At 31.7% G+C, this 10,217-nt stretch carries 13 protein-coding genes; 10 read left to right on the forward strand and 3 right to left on the reverse strand.

The features are described 5' to 3' along the window. The first annotated feature begins 65 nt into the window (after positions 1-65). Complete coding sequence (locus AAEO58_RS12645) at positions 66-1,121, forward strand: DUF3810 domain-containing protein (protein ID WP_341683765.1); 1,056 nt, start codon at positions 66-68, stop codon at positions 1,119-1,121. Between the two features lie 71 nt (positions 1,122-1,192). On the opposite strand, the gene AAEO58_RS12650 is transcribed toward AAEO58_RS12645, so the two are convergent. Beyond that, positions 1,193-2,497 (reverse strand): NAD(P)/FAD-dependent oxidoreductase, encoded by a 1,305-nt coding sequence (locus AAEO58_RS12650; protein WP_341683766.1) that lies wholly within the window; start codon positions 2,495-2,497, stop codon positions 1,193-1,195. Positions 2,498-2,628: 131 nt separating this feature from the next. Here AAEO58_RS12650 and AAEO58_RS12655 point away from each other — a divergent pair, with 131 nt between their 5' ends. The 3 genes from AAEO58_RS12655 to AAEO58_RS12665 are packed head-to-tail and all read left to right on the forward strand — an operon-like array spanning position 2,629 to position 4,622. Then, positions 2,629-3,123 (forward strand): RNA polymerase sigma factor, encoded by a 495-nt coding sequence (locus tag AAEO58_RS12655; protein WP_133606081.1) that lies wholly within the window; start codon positions 2,629-2,631, stop codon positions 3,121-3,123. Between the two features lie 3 nt (positions 3,124-3,126). Next, positions 3,127-3,768 (forward strand): hypothetical protein, encoded by a 642-nt coding sequence (locus tag AAEO58_RS12660; RefSeq protein ID WP_341683767.1) that lies wholly within the window; start codon positions 3,127-3,129, stop codon positions 3,766-3,768. Further along, a complete protein-coding gene (locus tag AAEO58_RS12665) occupies positions 3,768-4,622 on the forward strand; it encodes a TraB/GumN family protein (protein ID WP_341683768.1) in 855 nt (284 codons plus the stop codon). The genes AAEO58_RS12660 and AAEO58_RS12665 overlap by 1 nt, the downstream gene beginning before the upstream one ends. Before the next feature lie 28 nt (positions 4,623-4,650). On the opposite strand, the gene AAEO58_RS12670 is transcribed toward AAEO58_RS12665, so the two are convergent. Together AAEO58_RS12670 and AAEO58_RS12675 are read right to left on the reverse strand one after the other, a co-directional pair. Next, positions 4,651-5,460 carry a lysophospholipid acyltransferase family protein gene (locus AAEO58_RS12670; RefSeq protein ID WP_133606074.1) on the reverse strand — a complete coding sequence of 270 codons (810 nt, stop codon included), beginning with the start codon at positions 5,458-5,460 and terminating at the stop codon, positions 4,651-4,653. 107 nt (positions 5,461-5,567) lie between these two features. Then, positions 5,568-6,221: an NUDIX hydrolase gene (locus AAEO58_RS12675; RefSeq protein ID WP_133606072.1), complete on the reverse strand. Its 654-nt coding sequence runs from the start codon at positions 6,219-6,221 to the stop codon at positions 5,568-5,570. A 69-nt stretch (positions 6,222-6,290) separates the two neighbouring features. On the opposite strand from AAEO58_RS12675, the gene AAEO58_RS12680 reads away from it, so the two are divergent. The 6 genes from AAEO58_RS12680 (at position 6,291) to AAEO58_RS12705 (ending at position 10,143) form a co-directional block, all read left to right on the forward strand. Continuing rightward, complete coding sequence (locus AAEO58_RS12680) at positions 6,291-6,734, forward strand: DUF4268 domain-containing protein (protein ID WP_133606070.1); 444 nt, start codon at positions 6,291-6,293, stop codon at positions 6,732-6,734. Positions 6,735-6,899: 165 nt separating this feature from the next. Then, the gene (gene msrB / locus AAEO58_RS12685) at positions 6,900-7,376 is read left to right on the forward strand and encodes a peptide-methionine (R)-S-oxide reductase MsrB (protein ID WP_341683771.1); all 477 of its coding nucleotides are present in this window, start codon (positions 6,900-6,902) and stop codon (positions 7,374-7,376) included. A gap of 4 nt (positions 7,377-7,380) precedes the next feature. After that, on the forward strand, positions 7,381-7,869 hold the full coding sequence (locus AAEO58_RS12690) for a DinB family protein (protein WP_341683772.1): 489 nt from the start codon (positions 7,381-7,383) through the stop codon (positions 7,867-7,869). Next, on the forward strand, positions 7,857-8,531 hold the full coding sequence (locus tag AAEO58_RS12695; RefSeq protein WP_341683774.1) for an NRDE family protein: 675 nt from the start codon (positions 7,857-7,859) through the stop codon (positions 8,529-8,531). The genes AAEO58_RS12690 and AAEO58_RS12695 overlap by 13 nt, the downstream gene beginning before the upstream one ends. A 3-nt stretch (positions 8,532-8,534) precedes the next feature. Then, positions 8,535-9,575: a D-alanine--D-alanine ligase gene (locus AAEO58_RS12700; RefSeq protein WP_341683775.1), complete on the forward strand. Its 1,041-nt coding sequence runs from the start codon at positions 8,535-8,537 to the stop codon at positions 9,573-9,575. Between the two features lie 187 nt (positions 9,576-9,762). After that, positions 9,763-10,143 (forward strand): hypothetical protein, encoded by a 381-nt coding sequence (locus AAEO58_RS12705; protein WP_341683776.1) that lies wholly within the window; start codon positions 9,763-9,765, stop codon positions 10,141-10,143. Positions 10,144-10,217: the final 74 nt, after the last annotated feature.

Here is a 10,217-nt window from a genome sequence, read left to right on the forward strand (position 1 = left end):
AAATTTACAAAAAAAGAAATGCGCTATTCTATATTATTAGTTAATTTTATGGCAAATATAAATTCGTGAAAAGAAAATTCGTCCTTCCTTTATTTTTAGTTATTCAAATCATCGTAGTGAAAACGATTGGTTTGTTTACTGATTTTGTAGAAAATTGGTACAGCAAAGGTTTTTATCCAAAATTGGCTTTCTTGTCGAGAAAAGCATTGGGTTGGTTACCATTTTCTTTTGGTGATGTAATGTATTTTATATTGATTTTAATCTTATTCCGATGGATTTGGAAACACCGAATTGGCTTTTTTAAAGAGTGGAAAAATAACGGATTAGCGATATTGAGTTGGGTTTCTGTGTTTTATTTTTTCTTTCACATCCTTTGGGGAATGAACTACTACCGCATTCCGTTACATGAAAAATTGAAGATTGAAAAAGAATATTCGGTAGACCAATTGAAAGTTTTTATTGAAAAAATGTTGGTAAAAACCAATGCATTACAATTGCAAATCACTAAAAATGATTCTGTTGCGGTTGTGATTCCGTATTCGGATGACGAAATTTACAATTTGGCTTTGAAAGGATACGAAAATATTCCAAGTGATTTACAAGAATTCCGTTACGAAGTAAAAAGTATCAAATCATCGTTGTTTAGTTATCCTTTGAGTTATATGGGATTTGGTGGGTATTTGAATCCGTTTACCAATGAAGCGCAAGTGAATTATTTAAAACCTAAATACACTTCACCTTTAACCACTTGCCACGAAATGGCGCATCAAACGGGAATTGGAAGCGAAAGCGAATGCAATTTCATCGGATTTGTAACCGCCGCTAAAAACAAGGATTTGTATTTCCAATATTCAGCTTACAGTTTTGCGTTGCGCTATGCATTGCATAATTTGGAAATGATAAAAGAAGAAAGTTCAGAGCCTTATTTGAAAAAAATCAACAAAGGCGTTTTAAAAAACTTTGAAGAAAACAAAACCTTTTGGAAGGAATACCAAACGCCAATCAATACTTTTTTTGAATATTTCTACGATAATTTCCTAAAAGCCAACCAACAAAAAGACGGCATGGAAGGGTATAGTAAATTTGTGGGATTAGCGATTGGGTATGAGAATAAGTTATAAGAGAAAAGGGATTAGGGAATAGTTTACGTAACGTATTAACTTTTCCCTAATCCCTTCCAACTTTTCCCTATTTATAACTCGTCACTCGTAAAACTTACTAATTTTCTCTTTTTATACGGACGCATAATCAAACGTGCTTCTCGGTCAAAACGGATGTAATTGTACACCCAGTTTAGGAATACTACTGCTTTATTTTTGAATCCAATTAGCGAAAATAAATGCACAAACATCCACACAAACCAAGCGAAAACACCGCTGAATTTGAATTTTGGCAAATCCACAACGGCTTTGTTTCTTCCTATGGTTGCCATTGAACCTTTATCTTTGTAAACAAAAGGTTTCATTTGTTTTTTATCTAATAATCGGATTACATTTTCGGCTAATAATCTTCCTTGTTGCATAGCAGGTTGTGCCATCATAGGATGTCCTTGCGGATATTCTTCTGAAGTCATTACAGCAATATCACCAATAGCAAAAAGATTATCATAACCTTCTACTTGATTGTATTGGTTTACCTTAATTCTGTTGACATTTTTGATAAAACTATCGGCTTTTAAACCATGAGGCAAAGCACCTTGTACACCAGCGGTCCAAATCACAGTAGCCGAATCGAATGATAAATCAGAATTGGTCGTGACGGTTTTTCCATCGTAACCTGTTACACGAACTTTTTTCCAAACACTTACTCCTAAATCCAACAGAAATCTTTCAGCTTTTTCCGAAGCATTTTCACTCATCGAATCTAAAACTCTGTCACTTCCTTGAATTAGATTGATTTCCATTTTTCGAACATCTAAATCGGGATAATCTTTTGGTAAAATGGCTTTTTTCATTTCGGCTAAAGCTCCAGCTAATTCAACTCCTGTTGGTCCACCACCTACCAGAACAAAGTTCATCAAACTATGACGTTCATCGATATCATTGGTAAGCAAAGCTTGTTCGAAATTCTCTAAAATTAAACTACGAATATTCAACGACTGCGGAATCGTTTTCATCGCCATACTATTGCGCTCGATTTCTTTATTCCCAAAATAATTGGTTTTAGAACCTGTTGCAATGACTAAATAATCAAATTTTAATTCGCCAATATCGGCGTAAATCGTATTGTTTTCGGCATCAATTTCACGAACTTCTGCCAATCGGAAATAAAAATCTTTATATTCTTGAACAATTTTTCGAATTGGGTACGCAATAGAATCGGGCTCTAAACCGCCTGTTGCTACTTGGTACATCAAAGGTTGAAAATTGTGATAATTGTGTTTGTCTAGTAAAACGACTTGTACTTTCTTATTGCGAAGTTTTTTCGCTAAAGATATTCCAGCAAAACCACCACCTATGATGACGATTCTTGGAAAACTACTACGAGGAATATTCATTTATCATTGTAAATTTATCAAGTCAAAGATAAGAAGAAAAAGAATTGAATGTTTCGCAAAATAGTTAATGATTAATTAAATTTGAAATAGTAAACTTGTAACAAATTAGTTCAAACGACTACTTATTGTATATGAAATCAGAATCGGAAGCACTTTTCGTAAAGCAACTCAAAGAGAATCAGAATATAATCCACAAAATTTGTCGATTATATACTACTGATGAAGATGCGCATAAAGATTTGTTTCAGGAAATTACGATTCAATTATGGAAAGCATTTCCAAACTTTAGAGGCGATTCTAAATTTACTACTTGGGCGTATCGCGTAGGATTAAACACAGCCATTACACTTTACCGAAAAAAGAAGCGAAGTATTGACACAATTGAATTTGATAGTACTTTTCATAAAGTAACACAAGACGATTACAATTTTGAAGAAGAAGAAAAATTAAAGCTACTGTACAGTGCCATTAGCGAATTGAACGATATTGAAAAAGCCTTAGTTTTCTTATACTTAGAAGATAAAGATTATACCGAAATTTCAGAAACGTTGGGGATTAGTGAAGTGAATGCACGTGTGAAAATGAACCGTGTTAAAGGGAAATTAAAAAAAATATTAAATCCGTAACTCATGGATGAATTAGATTTATTAAAAAAAGACTGGAAAAAACAAGAAAGTTCGTTCCAACAAATAGGTGAAAAAGAAATTTATGGAATGCTACATAAACGTTCCTCTTCTATCGTGAAGTGGATTGTGATTATTAGTGTTTTAGAACTACTTTTATGGTTGAGTATTTCTTTTTTAACGGCAGATGATAAATACACCAAAACACTTGAATTATATCATCTGGATACATTTATGCCTATTATGTCTGTAATAAGTTATGGAGTCATTCTCTTTTTTATCTTTTTGTTTTTTAAAAACTACAAAGCGATAAACACTACAGACAATGTTAAACAATTGATGCAAAACATTTTAAAAACTCGTAAAACAGTTAAATATTATGTTTGGTATAACTTAGCAATGACTGCAATATCGATGATTATTGTATTTATTTTCCAATTTTTATACGATCCTTCTATTAAAAAAGTAATTGACAACGCATCTTCTAATATTGATCCAAAAACATTTTACTGTATCATGCTTTTAGTTTATGCTGCGGTAATTATTGTATTTATTGGCCTAATTTGGTTATTCTACCGATTACTGTATGGAATTTTAATGCGCCGACTTCAAAAAAATTATGACGAACTAAAAAAAATAGACTACTAATGAAAAAATTCTTTATCACGCTTTTAACTTTACTAACTGGTTTTTCTTTCTCTCAAGAATTAGAAAAAAGTTTATTGTGGAAAATATCTGGAAACGGATTAAAATACGATTCGTATTTATTTGGAACCATTCATATTACTTGTGACGCAACTTTAGATGATAATACGTTAAGTGCATTAGAAAACACAAAACAATTGTATTTAGAGCTAGATATGGATGAAAAATCGATGCAAATGCAAATGATGCAACATATGATGATGAAAGATGGTGCAAAATTATCGACTTTACTAAACTCTGAAGATTTTAAAACAGTAGATGAATTTCTAAAGAAAAACTTGAACATGTCGGCTAAGCTATTTGATAGTTTTAAACCTTTTATGATAACTACTATGCTTTATCCAAAGATGATTGATTGCCCATTTCAATCCGTGGAAAGTGTTTTAATGAAAGTAACCGAAGAACAAAACGAAGAGGTTTTCGGCTTAGAAACTATTGAAGACCAAATGAAAGTTTTTGATGCTATTTCATATGAAATACAAGCAGAAGAACTATTAAAAATGGCAAAAGGCGATTTGGAAAAAGATAAAGATGAAATGAATAAAATGATGAAAATCTATCAAAACAAAGACATTGAAGGAATGTTAAAAATGATGGACGATTCTGATAATAAAATCACTTCTGAAAACCAAGATGTTTTATTGAACAATAGAAATAAAAACTGGATTCCAATTATGATTAAAACCATGAAAGACAAACCTACCTTTTTTGGTGTTGGCGCTGGTCATTTAGCTGGAGAAGAAGGAGTAATAAAACTATTGCGAAAACAAGGATATAAAGTAGAAGCAGTTAAATAAAAAAAGAGGCAATTGCCTCTTTTTTTATCTAATATTTCCACATTCTTTCTCTGTCTAATTTAGCTTGTTCATCTAAAACTTCAGATGGAATCACTTTTAATAAAGAAGGATGTTGTTCTATTGCAAATTCAATCATTTCTACCACTTCATCAACCGTTGCTGTTTCGTAATCAATCTTCAATGGTTCTTTAATCACCATTGATTGTAAGATTCCTTTTTTCTTAATCATCAATCCTTTTCGGTCAAAAGAACGACGGAAACCATCAATTACAATTGGTACCACAACTGGTTTGTGTTGCAAAATAATATGTGCGGTTCCTTTTCTCACTGGTTTAAAAGAACGTGTAGTTCCTTGTGGAAAAGTAATTACCCAACCATCTTCTAAGGCTATCTTAATATTTTCAGTATCGTTCGGATTAACATCTTTCTTCTCTGTAACATCTTTTCCTTTCGCTCTCCAAGTTCTTTCTACTGTAATGGCTCCCGCATAAGCTAAAATTCTTGGCAGTAAACCTTCTTGCATGGTTTCCTTAGCCGCTACATAATACATGTTTAACTTCGGATTCCATAAATACATTACATTTTTAATGTTATTTTCTCTTCCTTTTAAACTCGCATTAAAAACGTGAAACATAGCTACAACATCAGCAAAATAGGTTTGGTGATTCGAAATAAATAAAACATTCGTATCAGGCAAACTTCTAATAATTTCTGAACCTTCGATTTGTAATTGGTTAAAATAACGATAACGACGGTGTGTCAAAAAACCCGCTATACGAATTAACCAAGTCTTTAAAAACAATATATGTCCGAAAGGATTTCTCTTAAATAATCCCATAATTTTCATTTTTTTTAACAAAACAAGAACGCAAAAGTAGTAAAATAGGTGATTTTAGAAAGAAAAAATGACTTAAATTCATCATCGTGCGTAACAATTTGAAACCACTATAAATTACATTTACTTAACGCACACTTAATGGTTTCTTTTAACTCACTCATCATCATTGCAGTAGCGCCCCAAACCACATATTTGTCCACCATAAATGCAGGCACTTCAATATCGGTAGCATAAGAAGTTGACATGGTTACTTTTGTAATACTTTTCTCGTCTAAAAAGTCAGCAATTGAAAACTCTAAAACTCGTTTGACTTCATCTAAATCTGGAATAAAAGTTAATTCTTCATTAGAAATTCCCATAAAAGGGGCGACTAAAAAATTACTTGGTGGAATATAAATTTCACTAAATGGTTTGATGATTTGAATTTTATCTGGATGAATACCCACTTCTTCATGAGTTTCTCTAAGTGCTGTTTCCTCTAAATCGGCATCGTACTCTTCAACTTTACCACCTGGAAAACCTATTTGAGAAGAATGAACTCCAGGATACGAATTTCGAACAATTAAGGCTAAATGTGTAACCGAATTTTTAGGATAGAAGAGCATTAAAACGGCTGCTTTCCTCGGATTTTTATCCATATAATTTTCCTCATTTAAATAAGAAATACGTTCTAATGGCGCCATTTTTGCATGCGCATCCGTAGAAAGGAGCGTTTCTTTTTCTATCTTTGGAATATATTTTATAAAATCATTAAAAAGCATACAATCTCAATTTAGCAACCTTAAAGGTAGCTATTTTTTTCAAACAAAATAACTTTCTAATTTAATAATATGTTCAGTAAAGAAGAAGCGCTTCAAATAAAAAAAGATTTTTGGATTGCATTTGCCGCCGAATATCCTCGTAAGTGGTTGTTATACAATACCAAAATAAAAGATGTAACCTTCAAATTTTATGTTGACAATAAAAAAGCATTAGTTTTACTAGATATAGAACCAAAAGACGAAGAAAAACGTAAGATATATTATGAGAAAGTAGAATCGTTAAAAACCATTCTTTTAGAAGACTATTTAGACGATGTTATTTTTGAACGTAATTTCTATTTAGAAACAGGAAAAGTAATCAGTCGTGTTTGGGTAGAAAAAACAGGAATTAGCATTAATAACAAAAACACTTGGCCTGAAGTTTTTGACTTCTTTGCCGAAAAAATGGATGCTTTTGAGCGCTTTTTCTATGAAAACGAAGACTATATTAAAGATTTAGAAATCAATACCTAATTCAAATACTTTGTAAGATTGTTAACATTTTATTTGAATTATAACACTTAAATTTGAAAAAATGTTAGCTATGAAATCGCTATTAATAAAAAGTTTGCTAAGGCAAACACCGTTAAAAAAAAAAGCGATAACATATGTGACCAATAAAAAATAAAATTTACACATATGAAAAACTTATTTTTATTACTTTTAGTAATCACATTTCAGTCGTGTCAATCACAAAACAAAGAACCTAAAACCATGAATTCAAATTCAAAAAAAACAGAAGCGCAATGGAAAGCTGAGCTTACTCCAGAGCAATATGAAGTTTTAAGAAACAAAGGAACCGAAAGAGCCTTTACAGGAGAATATTGGGATCATTTTGAAAAAGGTAAATACGTTTGTGCGGGTTGCGGAAATGATTTATTCACCTCAGACACCAAATTTGATTCACATTGTGGTTGGCCTTCATTTGACAAAGCAATTAAAGGTTCGGTTGTCTATGTTCAAGATTTGAGCTACGGAATGGTTAGAACTGAAGTATTGTGTGCAAAATGTGATGGTCATTTAGGTCATATTTTTGACGATGGACCAAAAGAAACTACTGGTCAACGCTTTTGCATGAACTCTGTTTCCATAAAATTTGTTCAAGAAACAAAGTAAAACTATGCTGATACAAAGTATAAAGAATAATCTTTCCGAAAATATCGAATTACTTCGTCAGCTTACAAACGATGAATTCACGCAAAAAAATCCAGAGTTAAGCAATGCTACTATTGGAGAACACATGCGACATATTATTGAGTTGTTCGGCTGTTTGCTAGAAAACTACGACTACGGATTAATCAATTACGATGATAGAAAAAGAGATGTACTACTTCAAACCGATAAAAATGAAGCGATTGCTATCATAGAAAAATATCTTTTGGAACTAGAAAAACCAAATAAACCTCTTTCGCTAACACACAATTGTTTTAGTCCAATTGAACTGTTACAAACCAACTATTTCAGAGAATTAATTTACAATTTAGAACACAGTATTCATCATCAAGCCTTAATAAAAGTAGCATTACATAGTTTGCCGCATATTAAAATACCTAGTTCGTTCGGAGTAGCGCCATCAACATTAGAATACCGCAAACAATGTGCACAGTAACGTATATTCCAACTGCTGAAGGTTGCATCATTACTTCCAACAGAGATGAAAAAATTACTCGTGAAAGAGCAGTTTCCCCACAAGAATATTTGATTGAAGGAAAAAAGATAATCTTTCCAAAAGACCCAAAAGCTGGCGGAACTTGGGTAGCAAATAATGAAACCAAAATTATTGTTTTACTAAACGGAGCACAAGAAAAACACATTCCAAAACCAAACTATCGAAAAAGTAGAGGTTTGATAGTCTTGGATTTAATGACTGCCGAAAAGACCTTAGATTGTTGGAAAATCATAGATTTAACTGACATTGAGCCGTTCACAATTGTGTTAGTTGAAAACAATAAATTGACGCAATTGCAATGGAACGAAGTCGAAAAAAGCACAACAGAATTTGATGCAAAGCAATTTCACATTTGGTCCTCTTCTACTCTATATTCAAAAGAAATTAGAGAAAAAAGAAAAGAATGGTTTCAAGATTTTATAAAAAATAAAAACTGTCCAACATCAGAAGAAATTTTACATTTTCATCAATTTACAGAATCAGAAAATAAAGAATTTGGCTTGCAGATTAATCGCAACGATGTATTGAAAACCATCAGCATAACGCAATGCAAAGTAAAGAACGATATAATACAAATGAAGTATCTTGATTTATTAGAATAAAAAATGACAAAACTGAATCTTTTCCTACATAAGTTAACCCATTGGGAATATTGGCCCTATCAAGTGGTGTATTTGCCAGTATATTTTCAATATTTGTATTATGTGATTAGAACACGCTCATTTTTTTTCTTTAATGCTTCAAATCCAACAATAAAAAATGGAGGATTTTTTATGGAATCGAAAAAAGAAATTTACGATTTGATTCCACCACAATATTATCCTAAAACTCTTTTAGTTAGTCCTAATGAAAATTTAGAAGTTATTTTACAAAGAATTAACTCTGAAAACATTCAATTCCCATTAATTGTAAAACCCGATATTGGTTTAAGAGGAACTGCCGTAAAAAAAATCCACAACACTGAAGAACTAGAAAATTATCTCAAAAAAGCAAAGTTTGCTATTTTAATACAAGATTTGATTCCGTATGAAAATGAAATCGGACTTTTCTATGTAAAATTACCAAACCAACAAGGAAAAATAACCGGAATTGTATCCAAAGAATTCATGATACTTACTGGAAACGGTAAAAACACCCTTCGCGAATTATTACATCAAGACAAACGCTATCTACTACAATTAGAAGTACTTGAAGAAGAATACAAAGACAAACTAAACACTATTTTAAACGAAGGAGAAACCATTAATTTGGTTCCTTACGGCAATCATTGTCGCGGAACAAAATTCGTCGATGCTAGTCACGAAATCACTCCAGAAATGATGGAAAGTTTCAATATCATTTGCAGTCAAATCAATGGTTTTCATTTCGGAAGAATGGATATTATGTACCATTCCTATGAAGATTTAGCAAAAGGTAAAAACTTCCAAATCGTAGAAATAAACGGTGCCATCAGCGAACCTACTCACATGTACGATCCAAAACATTCGCTTTTATTCGGTTGGAAAGAACTCACACGACATTTTCATTACATGTACCTAATCAGTAAGAACAACCACAAAAACGGTGCAAAATACCTAACATTTAAAGAAGGTGTTCAAGAATTTAAAAATCACCACAAGCATTACGATGCCATTTTAGAATTTTAGGGCGTTCCTGTTTGCTTCGTGCCTCGCAATGACAGGTCGGGCTATCCCACTCGCTTTACTTAAAATTCTTAGGCATTTTAAGTAAGAGCTCAAACAATGCTCCTATCCCTAACGTAGACTTGATTTTCAGTTGAATAATTAATTTAAAAATTAATAGATTTGAAATGTATAGAAAATAAATCATTTAATGAAAAATAATAAAAAATTAGCTTATATAATTATCGGGATATGTATAGTATCCGTGTTATATTCAGTTGTAAAATCCTACAACAATTCTATTCAATTAAATAATTATGGGATGCAAACTATTGGTAGAGTAATTGAAATTAAGGGAATATCAAAAAGTAAAGGATATATATATTTATACTATATAGATGGAAAAACAATAAAATCAGAAAGTTTAATTGGTTTGGAGGAAAATATAAGACTAGGAGACTTTTATAAGGTTAACTATTTACCAAATAATCCTAATATAAAAAAAATACTCTCAGATAAAAAAATCACAGACACGACATTAATATTAAAAGCAGGATTTTCTAAAGAAGACATTGAAAATACACCTAAATAATTGAAAAATAAAACTATTACTTTTACCGTCGCTAACGCGAGCGTCTCGCTCGTGTCACAACCACGAGCGAGACG

It is taken from the genome of Flavobacterium helocola (assembly GCF_038289885.1).
Classification (GTDB): domain Bacteria; phylum Bacteroidota; class Bacteroidia; order Flavobacteriales; family Flavobacteriaceae; genus Flavobacterium; species Flavobacterium cheniae.

Excerpts from the sequence above, each read along its gene's own strand:
- AAEO58_RS12660 (WP_341683767.1), top strand. The coding sequence starts at position 3,127 with ATGGATGAATTAGATTTATTAAAAAAAGACTGGAAAAAACAAGAAAGT.
- AAEO58_RS12705 (WP_341683776.1), top strand. The coding sequence starts at position 9,763 with ATGAAAAATAATAAAAAATTAGCTTATATAATTATCGGGATATGTATA.
- AAEO58_RS12650 (WP_341683766.1), bottom strand. The coding sequence starts at position 2,497 with ATGAATATTCCTCGTAGTAGTTTTCCAAGAATCGTCATCATAGGTGGT.
- AAEO58_RS12700 (WP_341683775.1), top strand. The coding sequence starts at position 8,535 with ATGACAAAACTGAATCTTTTCCTACATAAGTTAACCCATTGGGAATAT.
- AAEO58_RS12675 (WP_133606072.1), bottom strand. The coding sequence starts at position 6,221 with ATGCTTTTTAATGATTTTATAAAATATATTCCAAAGATAGAAAAAGAA.
- AAEO58_RS12670 (WP_133606074.1), bottom strand. The coding sequence starts at position 5,460 with ATGGGATTATTTAAGAGAAATCCTTTCGGACATATATTGTTTTTAAAG.
- AAEO58_RS12655 (WP_133606081.1), top strand. The coding sequence starts at position 2,629 with ATGAAATCAGAATCGGAAGCACTTTTCGTAAAGCAACTCAAAGAGAAT.
- msrB (WP_341683771.1), top strand. The coding sequence starts at position 6,900 with ATGAAAAACTTATTTTTATTACTTTTAGTAATCACATTTCAGTCGTGT.
- AAEO58_RS12680 (WP_133606070.1), top strand. The coding sequence starts at position 6,291 with ATGTTCAGTAAAGAAGAAGCGCTTCAAATAAAAAAAGATTTTTGGATT.
- AAEO58_RS12690 (WP_341683772.1), top strand. The coding sequence starts at position 7,381 with ATGCTGATACAAAGTATAAAGAATAATCTTTCCGAAAATATCGAATTA.
- AAEO58_RS12695 (WP_341683774.1), top strand. The coding sequence starts at position 7,857 with ATGTGCACAGTAACGTATATTCCAACTGCTGAAGGTTGCATCATTACT.
- AAEO58_RS12665 (WP_341683768.1), top strand. The coding sequence starts at position 3,768 with ATGAAAAAATTCTTTATCACGCTTTTAACTTTACTAACTGGTTTTTCT.